The sequence below is a fragment of the Cupriavidus sp. FW216-B1 genome, assembly GCF_058789195.1.
On sequence record NZ_JBYTEL010000035.1, the window covers coordinates 1 to 19,098 of the forward strand.

Below are 19,098 nucleotides of genomic sequence, written 5' to 3' on the forward strand. Positions count from 1 at the left end.
AGCTTATAGATCTGCTTGAGCCATGCGGCGTCCGGCTGGCCGCCCTCGCCGCCCTTGCTCCATAGCAGCACCGCGTCGGTAGTGGTCAGCCAACCCGTTTCGGCAAGGCCGGGCAGCAGGTGCTCAATAACGTCATCGTCGCCGGTGAGCAGTAGCCAAGGCTGGCGATGGCGCCAGCGCCAACCGTGGATAGCTCGAAGGCGTGTTGCCAGCGATTCCCTCAAGGGCGCCCACGCTAGCGAATCGGGCACTTCCGACCCGGCCACAGAATCGACCGGCACGACCCCCTGGGCAAGCAATGCCTGGTCTACCACGCGCCCCGCCTTGCGAAACTCCACCAAGGAAAACAGCGGGATCACAACCAGCAGGATTGCTCCACAGCCCAATACCCATGCCATCGCACGGCCTCGGCTCTCCGGCGTAGTCAGGCCAATCGTCGCGCCGAGCAGATAAATCAGGACACACGCCAAGGCGCATGCGAAGACCAAGGCCCAGAGTAGCCCAGAGGGCAGGCGGACCTTTGAAGCGGGAGAGGGAACGTCAGACACCTTCATGCGCTGTTAGATTTTCATTTGATCATGGTCATGCGGACCAGGTCACGTTGCTGGCTCGCAACCATTTGCGGACGCCCTGTTTGATGTGCATGCTCGCTCGCGAGTGCAATGCCAAGCCAATCGGCTGCGATGCCCGCATGGCCAAGACTGGCATCGACCTCTTGGATTTCACCCGCGTTCCGGCCGGCGTTCGTCCAGGCAGCCAGGATGGCTGCCCCAGTTGCGCTATCCACGCCGGATTGCCACAAACTACCGGCTTCGTCAGCAGAACCCCGCCCCCATTGCATGGCGGATGCTAGGACCCCGCCCATATCGGAAAGAGTGCCTTCAACGGGACGATGCAGCGCAGTATTCCCCACCCACCCTGCTCGCCGTCCAGCGCATTGCGTCACAAATAGCAAAGCCACGCCAGCCTCGGTACTATCAGATGGCGGCACGTCATACAGTTGTGCGGCGACGACCAGGATCGCGCGGGCCGTCTTTCCACCATTGTCAAGCCACCTATCCACTTCCATAACGCCATAATCTGCCGTTGTGTGCTCGACATTTTCCCCGCGCAGGCCCATCTCCACCCAGATGCGTTTCCAGCCGACCAACGCCTCAGCGGGGTCAATTGACCGCCCGTCAGCAACCAGATAGACATCCAGATGCAGCCGGGCCGGCAAGTCTCGCAGCCCATCCGTCATGCGTTCGAGCAACACCTGATACACCGATTCTGACCGGATCGCCGCTGGCTTCCTGGCGAATTCACTTGCGACAGGGCCAGCTTCGTCCTCGCTCTCAGTAAGAATCGAGTGCCGGACGTGAGCATTGACGGCATCCACATAGGTCGATTCCAACACGCTTTCACCATCGACGATACGTTCGGCAACACGGTCTCCCCCAAGAGCGGTGACATAGGCAATTTCCAGTAAGCTCAATGGCTGTTGGGCATGTCTAATGGCAACACGCAAACCCTCGTCTCGCACTTCGTTGCGAATGTGCGTTTTCATCTGGGCATACTGGAACAGCCCATAACGCAGAGAAAACATCACTCCGTAGCAAAGGCCCGGAACACCAAATAACCAGGCCCAAAAGACTCCTTCGTGAACCGACTTGCCCGCAGGCCAGCACCACAAGGTCAAACCGGCACCGGCACCCATCACCACGATAAACAACACAAACCAAATCACCGCCGAAGGCCCATCATCGCCACAGGCAACTTCTGCCGGCAATGCGGAGAGGTCGATCGGCATCAGGCAATTCCGGTATTGGGTGCCGACGAAATCAGCGAGCACCCGCAGGCAGTTCGGTGGCCATGAAAGGCCACCGGAACGCCATCATCGGTAAACGATGGGTCACCCTCGACGATCACGTTTTCTCCGTGCATTGGGCAAGACACCCAATCACCTTTGCGCGCCACCGGGCTGCCGTCGATCAACATCGTCACCGAGCCCGTGAGAACTACCCCGCCATGTGAATTTCCGTCGCCCTTCCTGACAATTCCTCTCATTTCTTTATCTCATCACAATATAAGATCAAGCTTCCTACTTAGCGGCGCCGACTATGGCAACCGCTGCCCATGACTTCTCGCACTCCGAGCTCACTTCGGCAATTCGCCAGGTCCGGCCGTCCACAACCAGCACATGGCCGTGGCCCCTCCCCACGTCACGCCTACCGCCACCAGCAGCATTGCAAGCCAGATCAGGGAGGCTTCGATCGTCCCGCCCAACTTAATGGGCAATGCGTTTCGAAATCCCCGTTGATCATCCAGGCAAATCAGCAACAGTGCTCCCGCGGCGGCAACTATCCACGGAAATACGGCATAGGGAGCGAGTCCGTTCCGTCGTTGTCGGAACACACGCACGCACCGCCTCAGCCAGAGCAACGAAACGAAGACAGGCAACGCGAGAATGGTGCGCGACAGCAACACCAAACTGAACATATCCCGCTCGGTCATCAACGTCAGCAACCAAATGGGAAGCACCCAGAAAATGAGTGCCCAGGCCATGACGAGCTGCAGATGCGATCCTCGTCGGGCAATTAAACTCACGCCCAAGAGCGTGACAGTCACGCCAAGCACACCTGCAATCAGGATCAACATTCCGCTGATATAACCCGCATAATCCGCATTAGACATAGCTGGCAGCCCCGACGCTCGTTGTTACCGGAATTAGACCGCATCCATCATGATCACTCCCGCTTGCGCAGTGACGCCACCACCTCGTCCGCTAGCCGCTTGAATTCCTCCTTCGACATTGGCGTAAGATTGCGTTGCCTTGCCACTTCCGACCGTTGAATCAAATGAATGTCCAAGGCATAGTAACCACCCTGCGGATTGGCGACAGCACGATATCCATAGTCCACGTCCCCATTCTGACGGGTGATTTGGATGAAACTGCTGTAGCCCTCATAGTCCGCCATCTTGACTGACGGAAATGGCCAAACGAGAGTTCGCATTTCCCTTTCTCGGGGAAGTTGCTCCCAAAATACCCTGAGGCTATCGCGGCTTTTTTTCTTGTTTTCGCTTGATGACAATCGGAAATCCGACGCGTCATCGTTACGATCCCACCAGGCACCATCACCCACCCAGATCATGATATCCGGGTGTTTCGCAAGCACGCCCTTCTGATAGATCCTTAGAAATCGCCCACGAAACGTCGTGCCGATGAAAGAAAATGGCAAACACAAGCCCTCTCCACTAGAAATCTCAAACAATTCCCGTGGCCGGAATAGCTTCACCTTCTCTTCAAAGGTCGGCTCGCCTGGGCTTGCTTTTCCTTTCGGAGGCCCTGAGATCGAATAAATCCTGCCAGCACGGTAGAAATACCCGTCAATACTATCTGGGCCATCTCGCCATGCGAAAGCATTTATGTCGCTGATTGGGTACGCGGAAATACTTTCCCCGTAGATCTGCCTCTCTTTCGCTGCATCCGTCATCGGTGCATTTTTTGCCTCATCAAGCGCATTTTTCTTATTACTTATATATGCGTCGTGCAATTTTTTTTGCACCGTATAAAATTCTTTGATCGTCACGTTACTGCCCGATGCAACCGGAAGTTCAGCTACCTGATCGCTTCCGCTAACGTAGTCACCAACAACGCTGCCAACCGTCCTCACAAGGGGCTGGAAATCCGCTGGCAGGTCCACCTGATATAACCCAACACACTCACTTTTCCAGGCCACCCCGTCTGTTTTAAATCCAAATACTTGCGCCTGACACACTCCCGCGCAAAGAGACAAGAGCATCCAGACCAACTGGAACCTGATTAGCTTGAAGGGATTCCTCATGATGCGCTCCCGTTGTCAGGCAACTGCCCGACTGCGGCCAGAACTGGCCGGGGTGCAGCATTTTTCTCATCGGGAACTTCCTTTGTTGGCAAAGGATCTCCCTCTGTAACCAAAGTATAATTTAGCTTCACATCGTTGTTCTCACCCTTGGTCCATGCATAAGGAAACAACGTCGCGAATCCCTTAATATTTCCCAATTCAGCCACCTGCTTTTCATCGAGTGGTGGCGCCTTCCAGAATTCCGAGTCAAATGGCATCCTTGTCCTTGCAAGCGTCAAATCTGCCCCCTTTCTCTCATTCTTCTCACCTCTGTGATAGACGGGCCAGATCGAAGCCCCCCTTTTCCGCTCCGTATTCTTTTGTGGATCAGAAGGGTCAAAATTTTGGGGAATAAAGGGAAACGCTGCTTCATAAGCCTTTGCGTTAGCGTCCGCAATTTTTTGAATGTTCTTCCAGCTGCCCGGCTTCCCTGGCTGCTGGATGGCGTTTTTCAACTCTGTTGCTTGCTGAACACTACTGCTGCCGTTTTCCACGTTGAGGCCGAAAATCTTCTCCCACACCGCTACCCGTAGATGGTGCGCGAAGTTCCGCACCAGGCGGGGTCGACCGTCATCAAGCACATCCTTACTGCCCTGTTTAGTGTCCAGAATCAGCACTCCAAGCTCTGAGTCACGATCCCCCAGCAAACTCCGATCGTTGATATTGGCACTGCCTAGCAGCACATAACGATCATCCACAATCATCAATTTCGAATGCACGTAGACCTGTTCTGTCACATAGCGTTCGCCCAGCTTGGTCCAGTTACGGAGATTCAATAGCGTGACGTACCTGAAGCACTCAGAAATCTTAATATCCTTATAATCATTCGTCGTCTCGCTCTCCCTGCAAACCGCCGCCTTGAGGGATGCCAATTCCTTGACGGTCTTGCACGTGCCTTTATTTGCATCGAACTCCCGCTTCGCCCACAAGTGCCGGCGAATCCGGTTCAACAGACTGAACCGCCCGAACACCAGCGTCTGCATCGTCCAATGCACCTGGCATAGCACCGCCCCATCATTCAGCTTCCCTTCCGGATGTACAGGCAGCGTGATATAGACGTGAAATGGCTCCCCATCAGGGTTGTCAAAGATTGCCCGCCTTATCCGGTCTCCAATGCACTGGCAAATGTCGTTCTGGATTCCTTCGTCATCGCCGTCGTAGCCCCAGCGGGTAGCCTTCGCCGAGACCATGCTGTACACCTCCGCGCCTGGCCCTACATAGCCGGGGCCCGGCGACGGGCTCGGGTTCCAGTCCGATTGGGCGCCGTCAATCGTCCGCGCCGAACCCGATTTCACCTGAGCACTGCTGAAGTTCGAGACGAAAAATTGATTCTCGATGTAGATGAAGTGCGTGCTATGGTCGATCAGCAACCGCATCGCCTGCAGATGATCACTTTGGGTCTTGCCGCTATCGCACATCGCCGGCGGAGCGCTACGCAGCACCTGAACCACGCAGCCACCTTTGCCTTGGACCGGTTTTTCCGCGTTTGTCAGCTTGGGGAAGTCCTTCTTTGCACCGTGGTTCCAGCGGCTCACGAAATTCCGCGTGAGCTCCGCGACAGCCGGTCCCTCAATGCGCACCTCGACATCATTCCAAGGCTGGCGGGGCTGGATGGCCACATCCAGTCCGTCGAGCGTTGTAGACAGTGGCACACCGGGCTTGTCCTTCGCTATATTGCCGCTGTATGGCTTCTGATAAGCGCCTCGTTCAATAGCCTCGCGTGCGATTTTCTTGTTCGTCTTAACGAGATACGGCACCCCTGCAGCGGTGTCCCATGGGCCACTCATGAGATCTGGATCGACGACCTCCACTTCACCATCGGTGACTTTACCCACCGGAGCCACGCAGGCGTTGTAGCGATTCAACCCCTTTCGACCATCCGCATCCGCACGCAGGGTGAACTGCGCATCGTCATATCGACCATAGGCGAGATCGATGCCGCCGACGTAACCGATCTTCCGGTCAATCACGACCTGCTTCTGATGATGACTGTAGAAATCCCTATTCCGGGGTGACACCGAAGCCGACAACTGAACGTAGACTTGCTTGCCCTCGACTCCGCGCCGCAACGTGTCATTGATGCTTTCCAGCGCGCTCTTGGTTTGATCGTCGTAGGTCTGCACCGGTGGAGAGTCATCCCACGGCATGACATAGATCTTGAGGCGTGGCTTTGCCTTGGCCGCGCTAAGCAGAACGTCGTACAAGCGTTTGCCAGGCGCGAGCTGAGCATCCCAATTGACTTGCCATCCTGCGATATAGATGCTTTCAGTGGCACCAGCAATATCTTTGATCAGGTCGGAAAAATAGTCCTTCCCACAAATATATGGCTTGACCTGGTTCCCTTCGAGTGGCACGGAAAATCCATCCACAACGTGGAGGGAGCTGGTCACCGCGGCTTTATATGGGCTGCCATCCGTGCCAACGATCTGATGAACTTGACGCCTCTTGTCGGTGTTATCCGGCACGACTCAGACCCCCTTTATCTTATTCAGCGCGGCCTTGCCACCGACCTTTAGTACATCGGCGATGTGAGCGCCAGCCGAGCCATCGACATCCGTGCCGTTGATGCTACCCATTGCATCGGTATAGCCCATTGCATTGATGGCACTCTGATAGGCTTGACGGCTGCTCCAGCTCGCCAACTCCTGGTCCAGTACCAATTCATGGGCCCGGCCGTTCGCAACGACCCACATCTGATTCGGCGTCTCGTCATAGGCAGCCTTGAGCCTTTCCATTTCCGCGGATGTCAGTGGCAGTTTTCCAGCAGCGTCTACCCGTCCTTTCAGCAAAGGTTCAAAGTCCAGCAGGGCCTCTTCTGGACTCTCGGCCTGGACGATGGTCCATGGGGTATGCACGAGGTGGCCTCCGTGCTCACCAGGGACGTCCGGCATCATTAAATTGAACGTGGAGGGCGTCTCGGGCAACGCAGTGCGTGGCAGTACTGGCATTTTCATGTTCAAGCTCGCTGGCCCCACCTTCTGAAAGGTCGCGCACTTGAATTTCAGGTCCCCCGGGCAAGCGATCTCGATATTGCCGTTCTCCAGCTTGATGTAAGCGCCGCCACTGGCGAGAACAACCGACTTCTCGCCAACTGCCAACACCTTGCCAGTGGCGCTGGCCACTGTGACATCCTTGCGGCCAGTCATGGACAGTTCGTCGTCCTGCGCCTGTATTTCGACCTTGCCCTTGGCGGCAAACAGCTTCATGCCCAGTTTCTGCGCAAACAGCGAAACCGCCTCGCCTGCGGCAACCGTGAACTTCCTGATGACGCCGATATCAGCATTGCCGCCGGCAGTAGCAAACAGGTTCCCAGTGGCCGACACCTGAAGATGCGAACCGCTCGTCAACGCCACACCTGCCGGAGCAGTGGCAAGCAAACCTGCCCCCTTGAGTTCATTCAGGGTCTGCTCAAACAACTGCTTTTGCTTCTCGAACTCGGCGGCGTGCGCCTGAGCCGCCTGCGCGGCCTTCGCCATTGCCTGCATCTGCTCAAGCGCAAGGTTCAACTGCTTCTGCGCGCCTTGCATGTCCAACTGCTGCCCATTCGCTCCCGGCTGGTCGTCCGCGGAAAGGAACAATCCCTTGCCGCCCCGGATCGCCCCCCAGCCCGACGTGCGCAACTCGAAGCCGTCCCCCCGCTTTTTCTTCTGATGATCAACGAGATACCCCAGGTTGAGCTGGGTCTTGCCATACTCGGTGGAGAGCTTGATCCCCTCCTGCCCCTCCCAGTCCTCAAACCGCAGCTTGTTGTTGCTCTGCGTGCGAATCACGTTGCGCGACAGCCAGCGATCCTGATTGGTGATCAGGTCAGGGTGCTGGCTGGTGTGCTGCACGCTGGCGATGTATGGCTTGTTCGGGTTGCCGTCTCGGAACGCCACGTCCACATAGGTGCCGTCGATCAGAGGAAAGTGAAAGCCCGTCTGCCGCGCCCCGGCGAACGGCTTGGCCAGGCGCAGCGGCACGCTCTCGCCGCCATTGGGCCAGGCGTCGAAGTCGAAATCGAAGCGGACGATGTAATGGCCATCCTGGGTCAGGTAGGCATACTTGTACTGACCCGGCGAGGTGATGCGGGCGCTCAGCGTGCCGGGGATGCGCGGCCAGTTGGCTTCGTCCATCGGCAGCCGGAAGCGCCGGTCCGAGGGAATGGCCTTGTAGGTGTTGCGGTAGGCGGCATCACGCGCGCCGGTGTGGACGACCTCGGTGACCACCTGCCCGTTGGGCGCGTCGGGCAACGCCAGGTCCAGTCGCAGGATGCGCGCCGGGCGCAGCGCCAGCACGTTGCTCTCACCCGCGTAGACCAATTGGCCGGCGAACTCGGCCTCGTGGCGCAACTGCGCTTCCCACTTGGCGTCGTCGAAGTCCAGGTGATGCGTGCCATACACGTAGGACTGACCGTAGGTGGTCCTTTCCTTCGCGACATCGGCCTCTCCGGCAGGGCGTTCCCATGCCTTGTCGGGATTGAAGTCCGCGACCCGGAATGATTCGGGAATGGTCCGCGCATGGGTCCTGAGCGAGAACACCGTTTCCTGGCCTGATTCCAGTCCCGCCGTCTCGCGATAGGGCACTCGCAGCTCCGGCTGGTAGAGGTAATGGTCGATGTCATCGCCGAACACGATCATCTCGCCGAACTCGCCATGGATGAAATAGCAGTACAGGCCCTCCTGCTCCATCAGCAGCCGGATATAGTCCCAATCTGATATCTGGTACTGCATACGCAACTTGTGCTGCGGGTACTTGCGCCGCGTCTTGAAGGCGAACTGGTGGCCCTTGAGGTCATGGCGGCGCAGGATGGCCTCCATGATCTGGGGCGCGGTCTGCTGCTGGTAGATACGGCTGGCACGTGTGAGCCGCAGCCGCGCGACGAGCGGCTCCACGACGATCTCGTAGCCGCAGAAATCCCGGGTCTGGCGGGTCTTGGAGAAGCGCGTGATGCAGCCGGCAAACTTGCGGGGCTCGCTGCCGTCGGCGGGAACAATCAGGAAGGTCGCGTCTTTGCCCAGATACCCGGCTCGATCAAGCTCAAGCGGATGCGTCAGTTGGATGGTGACGGCATAGGGCTCGCCCATCCGCTCCACTGCCTCGAACGACACCACCGACAGCGCGGCGGCGCTGGCTGTGCCCGGCACCTCGAGAAAGTATGCCTGCCGCCCGGTCAGTCCCCTGAGCAGGGCATCACCGTAAGTCCTCAGTTCCCTACCCAGATCCGCCATTGCTTGCGCTCCGTTGTCAGCGTGATCGAACCCTTTTTCACAGGCCATGCATCGCTCGACACACAGCGCCTTGCGGCGCACGATAAACGCTTTTTCTTATGGAGAGAACCCCTTTGTCTCCGCATTAACATTGATTCACGATCTTCGACAAAAAATCAATCCAATTAAGATTCCTCTGATTTTCTTTCGATGAATTACGTGATATCAATTAAAAACAAGCGCCGTACCCATCGTTTTTCAAGCAGCAATAAAAACCGTTAAAGTCAGAATTAAAAAGGATCAGAATAATGGCTGAGAGTTTCCAGAACGAAGTGCCCAAGGCACGCGTCAATATCAAGCTGGACCTGCATACCGGTGGCGCGCAGAAGAAGGTGGAGCTGCCGCTCAAGCTGCTGGTGATGGGCGACTACAGCAACAGTCAGGACGCGCGAGCGCTTGCCGAACGCGAGAAGGTCTCGATCAACAAGAACAACTTCAACTCGGTCCTCGCCGACTTCAACCCAAAGGCCAGGATCGCGGTCGACAACACCCTCGCCAGCGATGGCTCGGAGCTGCCGGTCGATCTCGATTTCAAGTCGATGGACGACTTCAAGCCGGAAGTGGTGGCCGGCAAGGTGCCCGAACTGCGCGCCCTGATGGCGGCGCGCAATCTGCTGCGCGACCTGAAATCGAACCTGCTCGACAACGCGATGTTTCGCCGCGAACTCGAGAAAATTCTCAAGGACCCGGCCCTGTCCGAGCGCCTGCGTACCGATCTGCAGAATATCGGCCACGCCGCCCCGGCCTCCCCGTCCGTCCAGTAATTGCCTTCCTTGAGGAACCAACCCATGGCCAAGCATGAAATCACCGCCCACGCCCCTGGCGAAACCGACACCTTCGTCCTGGATGCGCCCGGCAAGAGCGTCTATGAATCGCTGTGCGAGAAAATCAACCTGACGCCGGTCAAGGCCACGCGCCCTGTAGAGTCGTTCCAGAGCGCCGATGCGCTCTCAGAATCGTCGCTGGATGAACGCGTCGCCCAGGCGATGAACGTTTTCCTGAAGATGATCCAGGACTCGTCGCAGCAGGTGGATCGCCTCGACAAGAGCCTGCTCGATTTCCATATCGAGCACCTGGATCAGCAGATCAGCCGCCAGTTGGACGCGATCATGCACAACGAGACGTTCCAGCAGATCGAATCGGCTTGGCGTGGCCTCAAGTTCCTGGTCGATCGCACGGACTTCCGCAAGAACGTCAAGATCGAAGTGCTGGATGTTTCGAAGGATGCGCTGCGCCAGGACTTCGAGGATACCCCCGAGGTCATCCAGAGCGGCCTGTACCTGCATACCTACATCCAGGAATACGACACGCCGGGCGGCGAGCCGATCGGCTCGATCATCTCGAACTACGCGTTCGACCGCAGCCCCCAGGACATCGCCCTGTTGCGCAATATCTCCAAGGTCTCGGCCGCGGCGCACATGCCGTTCATCGGCTCCGTCTCGCCAGCGTTCTTCGGCAAGGAGTCGATGGAAGAGGTAGCCAGCATCCGCGACATCGGCAACTACTTCGATCGCGCCGAATACCTGAAGTGGAAAAGCTTCCGCGAGTCCGACGACGCGCGCTATATCGGCCTGACTCTGCCGAATTTCCTGGCTCGCCTGCCCTATGGTCCGGAAACCGTGCCGGTACGTGCCTTCAACTACACGGAGGCCGTCAAAGGCCCGGACCATACCCGCTACCTTTGGGCCAATGCCTCGTTCGCCTTTGCCGCGAACATGGTGCAGAGCTTCATCAAGAACGGCTGGTGCGTGCAGATCCGCGGCCCGCAGGCGGGCGGCCTGGTCGAAGACCTGCCGATTCACCTCTACGATCTGGGCACCGGCAACCAGGCCAAGATCCCGACCGAAGTGCTGATCCCGGAAACCCGCGAGTTCGAGTTCGCCAACCTGGGCTTCATCCCGCTGTCGTACTACAAGAACCACGACTTCGCGTGCTTCTTCTCCGCTCACTCGGCCCAGAAGCCGGCGCTCTACGACACCAAGGAGGCGACCGCCAACAGTCGCGTCAATGCGCGCCTGCCGTACATCTTCCTGCTGTCGCGGATCGCCCACTATCTGAAGCTCATTCAGCGCGAGAACATCGGTACCACCAAGGACCGCCGCCTGCTGGAGCTGGAGCTCAATACCTGGGTCAAGACGCTCGTGACCGAGATGACCGATCCGGGCGACGAGTTGCAGGCTTCGCACCCGCTGCGAGAAGCCAAGGTGATGGTCGAGGACATCGAGGACAACCCGGGCTTCTTCCGCGTCAAGCTCTTCATCGTGCCGCACTTCCAGATCGAAGGGATGGACATCAATCTGTCGCTGGTGTCGCAGATGCCCAAGGCGAAGAACTGAGCGACCGCAGCCAGTTTCAACGGCGATCTCGATATATCGCCAAGTGACTTGAGTCCCGCCGCACGCTGGCGCATGGCCACCGTGCGGCATCACCCATGCGGAAAATCTTTCCGCATACCAGCCGAGCACGATGAAGATAACAAGACCGCTGTGGGCGCAAGGGATTTTCATGACCCCGCAGCATTTCCAGCAACAGGCGCTGTGGGACCGCTATGCCGACGAGTACGTCGCACGCCTTGTCTGCCCCGATCCTTGGGGCGTCGTGCGCGTCGGGCTCGACCAACAGGCCCTGTCGATCCATCGGCTGGCGGTGAGCGCCCTGGCCCTGCGGCTGCCGGATGGCACCGTCATCGATACCGATCTCGCGGACCTGACGCCCTCGGCACGCGATCTTGGCGATGTGCCGGCCACCGTCGACGCGGTGGTCGTGCTGGTCGGCCTGGCCCTTGTTGATGCGCAAGGCGGCAATTGTGTCGAAGCCGGCGACCGGCCCGCGCGCCCGCGCCGCTTCATTCGGGAATACCGGGAAGTCGCCGACCTGCACGGGGAAGGCAAGGAAGAGATCAGCGTCGAGCGGCACGCGCTCGCGCTCCTCTTTGACTTCGAGGCAATCGGCGACTACGTCACCTGCCCGATTGCCCGACTGGTACGCACCCCTCAAGGGCACTTCGAACTCGATCCGGCCTTTGTGCCGCCCTGCCTGTTCCTGTCGGCCAGCGACCGGCTCACCGAGCGAATGGGCCGGCTATCGGAAATCCTGAGCGCCAAGAGCGCGAGTCTGGCCGTGCGGCGGCGCGAACGCTCCGACCAGATCGCCGACTACGCGGTTGCCGATGTAGCCCTCTTCTGGCTGCTGCACAGCGTGAACAGCACCTGGCCGGATCTGGCGCGCCTGCATGCGGCCCCGCAGCAGCATCCCGAACGGCTTTACGGCATCCTGGCCCGGCTGGCCGGGGCACTACTGACCTTCTCCACCACCGAGACCCTCCAGGCCATTCCGGCTTATGACCATCTCGCCCCCGAACCGGTGTTCGCGGAACTGGAATCGCTGATCCGCACCCTGCTTGACACGGTGATCCCATCGCGCGTGGTGCCGGTGGCACTCGAACGTGCCCGGCCCACGGTCTGGGTAGGCAAGATCCTTGACGAACGGCTGGTCGAAGGGGCCGAGTACTACCTGTCCGTGCAGGCTGGACTGCCGGCCCACACGCTGCTTGAACAACTGCCGCGCCTATGCAAGGCCGGGGCACCGGACGAGGTGGAACAGATCGTCAACTCCGCGCTGCCCGGCATTCCGCTGCGCACGATGTCGCGCCTGCCCGCCGCCATTCCGGTGCGCATCGAGAACCAGTACTTTGCGCTCGACAGCGCCCACCCGGCGTTCAAGCGCATGCTGGACGCTCGGGCCTGCCAATTCTACGTGCCGGCTTCGTTGCCGGACGTGTCGCTCGAACTCTTCGCGGTATTGCCGGCATGAGTCCCTCCACCATGCGTACCCCCGCCATGATGCTCCCGCTCGCACTGCGCGACACAGCGCTGACCGTCACGGAACTCGCCGACTCCGCCAGACCGACCGTTGGCTTCGAAACGTTCCGGGCAAAGTGTGTCGAACAGGTAGCCCGCCTGCGCGAGGAATTCGTGGCGAGCGGCCAGCCGGTCGACGTGATAGAAGACGCCGCCTATGCCCAGTGCGCCCTGCTGGACGAGGTAGCGCTAGGTCGGCTGCAGGGCGCCGACCGCGACGCCTGGGAGCGTGAGCCAATGCAGGTAGCGCAGTTCCAGAGCCACAATGCCGGGGAGATGCTGATTGCCCGCATCGAGCGGCGCCTGGCCGATCCGCAGCCGGTGCTGCCGCTGCTCGCCGTGTTCCACGCCGTCCTCGGGCTGGGCTTTCGGGGCCGATATGCCCTGGAGGGCGCCAGCGCCCGCACCGCCCTCATGCGCGCCATCGATGAACGCCTGGATCGCGCCGGCTGGCGAAACGCTTCCGGCCCGGTGCTGGTGACCGTCGGCAAGACACCTCGATGGCGCCAACTGTCGCCGCTTGCCTGGGTGGTCACCGCCTGCGTTGGCGCGGGTCTGGTCTATGTTGCGCTCGATCGGTGGCTGGCTGCGGCGATCACCCGGCTCGCGAGCTGAAAGGGGTGTCGTGACCGGCTACCCCTACCGTACGTTGTTTGCCTGGATCGCGGCACTCGCGCTCGCCTGGCTGGCATTCAGCTCGCCTTGGGCGTCGAGGTGGAATCTGCTGCTCGCCGCCTTCACGATCACCCTGGTGCTGCTCGCGATCATCGTTGTCACCCGGCGGCTGCATGCGCGCCGGCGTGCTGCGGCGCCGGTGCTGCAGGCTGTCAGGGCATCGCTGGATGCGCTGCCCGGCGACATCCGGCGCAATACGCCGCTGGTGCTGACCGTGGGAGATGCCACCGGCGCCCCGGCGCAGGCCTTTGGCGATGCGATGGTTCGGATCACCGACACCGCGATCTGGGTGCGTGTCGACGATCCGACCCGGTTGGCTCATGTGGCAGATGCCCTCAAGCGATGGCGCGAGGAGCAGGGTCCGGATGCCGTCGCCTATCTGATTGGCGCCGACCAGGCCGACAATGCGGGTACGCTGAACGCAGGGCTCAGGCGCTGGCGCTCGGCCATCGGAGAGGCCAGCCGCGCGGTCGGCTATGCGTTGCCGGTCTGCGTCGCCGTGTATGCCGAAGAGGCGGACGGTACGCCGGACGACTGCCCCTGGTTTGGGATGTCTGGCATGGAGATGGTGTCGGGCGAGACCCTGGCGACCAGCGTCGCCACGCACGCCCTGCAGTATGCGCAAGCCGCAGTTCCGCTGGATCGCGAGGCCCGCATGCATCGCGCCACGCGTCTTGACACCCTGGCACGGTGGGCCGCTGGCGCGCTGCTGCCCGCCTTCGTCGAGAATCAGCGCGATGGAATCCGGCATGGGCGCCCGGTGCGCGTCGCAGCATTCGGCGTGACCACTGTCGTCGGAATCCCCGCTGCAAACTCGCTACTAACCCGTTTCACCGAGCAGACGACAGCCCTGAGCCGACTCGCCCGGCACAGCCGGGATGGCCGGCGTGCAGCTTACCCGTTGCCGGAGCCCCTGATCCAGGGCATCGCCCTGCAGCCAGTGCGACGAACCTTGCCGCGTGCCTTGGGACATGCCTTTGCCTGGCTGGCGCTGGCATTCTGTGCCGCCTGCGCGGCCTCGGCCTGGCAGAACCGGGCGCTGGTGGCGCGCGTCATCGACGATATGGCACGCTATCGCGCCATCAGCCCAGAGCACGACGCCGCCCGGGTCGATGCGCTGCGGGCCATCAAGCGCGACCGCGACGAGCTTGAGCGGTATGCCCGCGCTGGCGTGCCACCGCGCCTGGGCCTGGGTTTCTATCGGGGCGTCCCATTGCTCACCCCGCTCAACACGCTGATCGCCGCGTATCAGCCCCCCGCACCGCCACCCTCGACCATCGAGCTCGACAGCCTGTCCCTCTTCAAGAGCGGCAGCGCCGTCCTGAACCCCGGTTCGAACCGGGTGCTGATTGGCGCGCTCGAGATGATCAAGGCGCATCCGGACAAGCGCGTGCTGGTGGCCGGACATACCGACACCACCGGCAACCCGGACAGCAACCTCAAACTCTCCGAGGCACGTGCCGCGTCGGTGCGCGACTGGCTGGCCGATGCCGCTGGCCTGCCACTCACGCACTTTGCGATCCAGGGCTATGGGGACACTCGGCCTAAGGCCACCGACGACACCGAAGCGGGGCGCGCTGCGAACCGCCGTGTCGAGATCACGCTTGTCCCCGATTGTCGCGATGACCGTCACGACAATCGGACACCCTCGGGCCAGTCGGCCTGTTCATTCCAGCAGAAGGAGTAAGAAGAAATGGCAATTCCCGCGTACATGTGGATCAAGGACGATGGCGGTGCCGATGTCAAGGGTTCGGTCACCGTGTCCGGCCGCGAGGGCAGCGTCGAAGTCGTCGCCTTTGACCACGCTGTCAATATCCCGACCGACTCCAACACCGGCAAGCTGACCGGCACGCGCGTGCACAAGCCGATCTTGTTCACCAAGGAAACTGACGCATCGACCCCCTATCTGTACAAAGCGGTCACCAGCGGCCAGACCCTGAAGTCGATCGAGATCAAGTGGTACAAGATCGACGACGCCGGCAAGGAAAAGGAATACTTCAACACCAAGCTGGAAAACGTGAAGGTGGTTGGCGTGACGCCCAAGATGCTGGACATCAAGAACCCGGCCTACGAAAAACACAACCACCTCGAAGACATCGAGTTGCGCTACGAGAAAATCACCTGGTCGTACAAGGACGGCAACATCATCCACGCCGACAGCTGGAACGAGCGCTCGTAACACGCGCGCAGCCGGCGCCAGGCGCCGGCTGGCCGTCTTGCATGGACGACATGCCGTGGTCCGCGCGCCCCATTTTCCCCTTCCTGCGTTCTTCCTCCCACGCCATGACCGCCCGCGATCCTTCCCCGTTCCTGCGTCGCCTGAACGACCACTGCGCCCAAGCCCTCACCGAGGCAGCCAGTCTCTGTGAAACACGCGCCCACCGGGACATCGAGGTCGAGCACTGGCTGATCAAGCTGCTGGAGTTGGGCGACGGCGACCTGCTGGCGATCCTGCGGCGTTATGAACTGGATGTCGACGGCATCTGGAACGCACTGCTGGCCGCCATCGACCGGCTGCCGCACGACCTGCGCGGCAAGCCAGGCCTCTCGCAGCGCGTCGGCCAGTGGCTGGAAGCTGCCTGGATGCGCGCCTCGCTCGAAGTGGCGGGCCCCGGCGAGGCTCGGCCCATCCGCTCGGCACATCTGCTTGCGGCGCTAGCCGACTCGCCGCACCTGCTGCGTGCGCCCGATGCCTGGCCGCTCCTGTCCGTGTCGGCCGTGCAGATCGAACGGCTGATGCGCGAGCTGGACAATATCTCGATCGAGGCGGCCTCGCCCATTGGCCCTGGAGCGGACGGGCAAGCGCCCACCTCGCCTGCCCCGGGCAGGGCGATGCCCGGCCAGGCCGACACGTTGGCGCTGGACCGCTTCACCACCGATATCACCCGAAAGGCACGCGATGGCAAGATCGACCCGGTGTTTGGCCGCGATGTCGAAATCCGTCAGATGGTCGACATTCTGGCGCGCCGCCGCAAGAACAATCCGATTCTGGTCGGCGAGCCCGGTGTCGGCAAGACCGCGCTCGTCGAAGGGCTCGCGCTAAAGATCGCCGAAGGGGATGTGCCCGCCGTCATCCGCGATGTCAGCGTGCTGACGTTGGACCTGGGTCTGCTGCAGGCCGGTGCCGGGGTCAAGGGCGAGTTCGAGCAGCGCCTCAAGAACGTCATCGAGGCCGTGCAGCAGTCTCCGACCCCGATTCTGCTTTTCATCGACGAGGCCCACACCCTGATCGGTGCCGGCAATACCGCTGGCGGCGCCGACGCGGCCAACCTGCTCAAGCCGGCGCTGGCGCGCGGCGAGCTGCGTACCATTGCGGCCACGACGTGGTCCGAATACAAGCAGTACTTCGAGCGCGACGCCGCGCTGGAGCGCCGCTTCCAGATGATCAAGGTCGACGAGCCCGACGATGACAACGCGTGCCTGATGCTGCGGGGCCTGAAGGAGCGATATGCGCATCACCACGGCGTGCATATCACCGATGCGGCCGTGGGCGCCGCTGTCCGGCTGTCGCGCCGCTACCTGACCGGGCGCCAGTTGCCGGACAAGGCCGTCGACTTGCTCGACACTGCCGCCGCCCGCGTGCGCATGAGCCTGGAGGCCACTCCGATCGCCATTTCCGCCTGCGAAGCGAAGCGTGGGGCGCTCGAGGCCGAACGCTCCGCCCTGCTGGAGGACCAGGCCGCCACCGGCGCCGAGGCCGGCGAACGGCTGGCGGCCATCGATGCGCGGCTCGCCGCGCTCGCCAGCGAGTTGAACGCGTTCGCGCACGTCTTCGCCGAACAGAAGCGTGCCGCCGAAACCTTGATCGCGTTGCGCGCGCAGTGGCAGGCGGCCACCGACGAGTCGGCCCGCCTGGATCTGGCGCCATCGATCCAGGCCGCCCACCAGGCATTGGCCGGGCACGGCCACGCGGCCTTGCTCCACGCGGAAGTCGACGAGACCGCCATTGCTCAGGTGATTGCCGACTGGACCGGGGTGCCGGTCGATAGCCTGCTGTCGAGCGAAATCGCCACCTTGCTGGCGCTGGAAACGCGTCTGGGCCAGGTCGTCGTCGGCCAGGACGAAGCGCTGGCCGCGCTGGGCAAGAGCCTGCGCACCGCCAAGGCCGGTCTGAAATCGGAGGACGCGCCGCTGGGCGTGTTCCTGCTGGTCGGGCCATCCGGCGTCGGCAAGACCGAAACCGCTCGGGCGCTGGCTGACCAGATGTTCGGCGGCGAACGTTCGCTCATCACCATCAACATGTCGGAATACCAGGAAGCGCACACGGTCTCGCAGCTAAAGGGATCGCCGCCGGGCTATGTCGGCTATGGCGAAGGCGGTGTGTTGACCGAAGCGGTCCGCCAGCGCCCCTACAGCATTGTCCTGCTGGATGAAGTCGAGAAAGCCCACCGCGACGTGCTGAATCTGTTCTATCAGGTATTCGACCGCGGCTTCATGCGGGACGGAGAAGGCCGGGTGATCGACTTCCGCAACACCGTGATCCTGATGACCTCGAATCTCGGCAGCGAGCAGATTCTGGCAGCAACCGACGCTGCGGCACAGGCCGGCGCCGAACTCCCGACCGGCACCCTGATGGAAGCGATTCGTCCGCTGCTGATCGATCGCTTCCAGCCGGCGCTGCTGGCACGCTTCCAGACCATCGTGTACCGCCCGCTGTCGGCCGAGGCCATGACCGCGATTGTGCGGATGAAGCTTGCCAGGGTAGCTCAGCGGATCGCAAATCGCTTCGGCATGCCGCTGAGCTGCGGCGACGCGCTGGTCGCCGAACTGGTGCGGGCCTGCCTGCTGCCCGATTCCGGAGCGCGCAATATCGACAGCCTGCTTGACCAGCAGATTCTGCCGGTGCTATCGCGCGAGCTACTGGTGCGCATGGCCGACCGGCAGATGCCGAAGTCAATCCAGCTATCGTTCTCCGAGGCGGACGGCATCGGGCTGAGCTTTGAGGAAACCTGCGTGGGCGCGCAGGCGAGCGCGTGATGCGTGGCGGGCCAGGGTTCTTCGAGGCCGTGACGGGGCATTTTGCGAACGGAGCCCCGATCGGCGAATTCGACGCGGCCACACAGACCTTCCTCTCGGTGCAGGACAACATCCAGCGCATCCTCAACAGCCGCCGCGGCGGCCTGGCCCATCTGCCGGACTATGGTCTTGGCGATCTGTCCCGCATCTACCGGCACCTGCCCGCCTCCGCGCATACGCTCAAGCGCGAAATCGAAACCACGCTGCTGCGTTACGAGCCGAGGCTGAAGGCGATCGACCTCACCATCGAAGAGACCGAGCCCGGCATGCTGCTTAGCTTCACCATGAGCTGCCACCTGCATCAGGCCGGGCTGGTGCGCTTCGGCACGCACTTCACCCCCGATGGACAGACGCGGCTCAAACTGCTGAAGGCCGACCGCGATCGCGGATGACCCTGCAACGTTGGATGGAGATGGAGGCTTGACCATGAAGCAG

Annotated in this window: 14 protein-coding genes and 1 pseudogene; 8 read left to right on the forward strand and 7 right to left on the reverse strand. The window is 61.2% G+C overall.

All coding sequences use genetic code 11. The annotated features are described in order from the left end of the window. From AC3WXD_RS33680 to AC3WXD_RS33710, 7 genes and pseudogenes are all read right to left on the reverse strand, one after another. Positions 1-398, reverse strand: a pseudogene (locus AC3WXD_RS33680) (hypothetical protein); the annotation flags it as partial. Positions 399-568: 170 nt separating this feature from the next. Then, positions 569-1,789: a hypothetical protein gene (locus AC3WXD_RS33685; protein ID WP_492325568.1), complete on the reverse strand. Its 1,221-nt coding sequence runs from the start codon at positions 1,787-1,789 to the stop codon at positions 569-571. Next, positions 1,789-2,046, reverse strand: coding sequence for a PAAR domain-containing protein (locus AC3WXD_RS33690; RefSeq protein ID WP_081651619.1), 258 nt, complete (start codon positions 2,044-2,046; stop codon positions 1,789-1,791). Before AC3WXD_RS33690 ends, AC3WXD_RS33685 begins: the two co-directional genes overlap by 1 nt. A gap of 90 nt (positions 2,047-2,136) precedes the next feature. Continuing rightward, the gene (locus AC3WXD_RS33695; RefSeq protein WP_492325569.1) at positions 2,137-2,673 is read right to left on the reverse strand and encodes a hypothetical protein; all 537 of its coding nucleotides are present in this window, start codon (positions 2,671-2,673) and stop codon (positions 2,137-2,139) included. A gap of 53 nt (positions 2,674-2,726) precedes the next feature. Further along, the gene (locus AC3WXD_RS33700; protein ID WP_155888407.1) at positions 2,727-3,824 is read right to left on the reverse strand and encodes a hypothetical protein; all 1,098 of its coding nucleotides are present in this window, start codon (positions 3,822-3,824) and stop codon (positions 2,727-2,729) included. Further along, positions 3,821-6,328 carry a phospholipase D-like domain-containing protein gene (locus AC3WXD_RS33705; protein ID WP_155888408.1) on the reverse strand — a complete coding sequence of 836 codons (2,508 nt, stop codon included), beginning with the start codon at positions 6,326-6,328 and terminating at the stop codon, positions 3,821-3,823. The genes AC3WXD_RS33700 and AC3WXD_RS33705 overlap by 4 nt, the downstream gene beginning before the upstream one ends. Before the next feature lie 3 nt (positions 6,329-6,331). Beyond that, the gene (locus tag AC3WXD_RS33710) at positions 6,332-9,073 is read right to left on the reverse strand and encodes a type VI secretion system Vgr family protein (RefSeq protein WP_492325582.1); all 2,742 of its coding nucleotides are present in this window, start codon (positions 9,071-9,073) and stop codon (positions 6,332-6,334) included. 287 nt (positions 9,074-9,360) lie between these two features. On the opposite strand from AC3WXD_RS33710, the gene tssB reads away from it, so the two are divergent. The 8 genes from tssB to tssE all read left to right on the forward strand — a co-directional run bounded on the left by tssB (position 9,361) and on the right by tssE (position 19,055). Beyond that, a complete protein-coding gene (gene tssB / locus AC3WXD_RS33715) occupies positions 9,361-9,876 on the forward strand; it encodes a type VI secretion system contractile sheath small subunit (RefSeq protein WP_020205598.1) in 516 nt (171 codons plus the stop codon). Between the two features lie 24 nt (positions 9,877-9,900). Next, a complete protein-coding gene (tssC, locus tag AC3WXD_RS33720; RefSeq protein WP_492325570.1) occupies positions 9,901-11,448 on the forward strand; it encodes a type VI secretion system contractile sheath large subunit in 1,548 nt (515 codons plus the stop codon). A 130-nt stretch (positions 11,449-11,578) separates the two neighbouring features. Beyond that, positions 11,579-12,925 (forward strand): type VI secretion system baseplate subunit TssK, encoded by a 1,347-nt coding sequence (tssK, locus tag AC3WXD_RS33725; protein ID WP_492325571.1) that lies wholly within the window; start codon positions 11,579-11,581, stop codon positions 12,923-12,925. Between the two features lie 11 nt (positions 12,926-12,936). Continuing rightward, a complete protein-coding gene (locus AC3WXD_RS33730) occupies positions 12,937-13,587 on the forward strand; it encodes a DotU family type IV/VI secretion system protein (protein ID WP_492325572.1) in 651 nt (216 codons plus the stop codon). Between the two features lie 10 nt (positions 13,588-13,597). Then, the gene (locus AC3WXD_RS33735; protein ID WP_492325573.1) at positions 13,598-15,334 is read left to right on the forward strand and encodes an OmpA family protein; all 1,737 of its coding nucleotides are present in this window, start codon (positions 13,598-13,600) and stop codon (positions 15,332-15,334) included. Between the two features lie 6 nt (positions 15,335-15,340). Further along, positions 15,341-15,826, forward strand: coding sequence for an Hcp family type VI secretion system effector (locus AC3WXD_RS33740; RefSeq protein WP_029044159.1), 486 nt, complete (start codon positions 15,341-15,343; stop codon positions 15,824-15,826). A 104-nt stretch (positions 15,827-15,930) separates the two neighbouring features. Next, positions 15,931-18,624 carry a type VI secretion system ATPase TssH gene (gene tssH, locus AC3WXD_RS33745; protein WP_492325583.1) on the forward strand — a complete coding sequence of 898 codons (2,694 nt, stop codon included), beginning with the start codon at positions 15,931-15,933 and terminating at the stop codon, positions 18,622-18,624. After that, complete coding sequence (tssE, locus tag AC3WXD_RS33750; RefSeq protein WP_020205590.1) at positions 18,624-19,055, forward strand: type VI secretion system baseplate subunit TssE; 432 nt, start codon at positions 18,624-18,626, stop codon at positions 19,053-19,055. Before tssH ends, tssE begins: the two co-directional genes overlap by 1 nt. Positions 19,056-19,098: the final 43 nt, after the last annotated feature.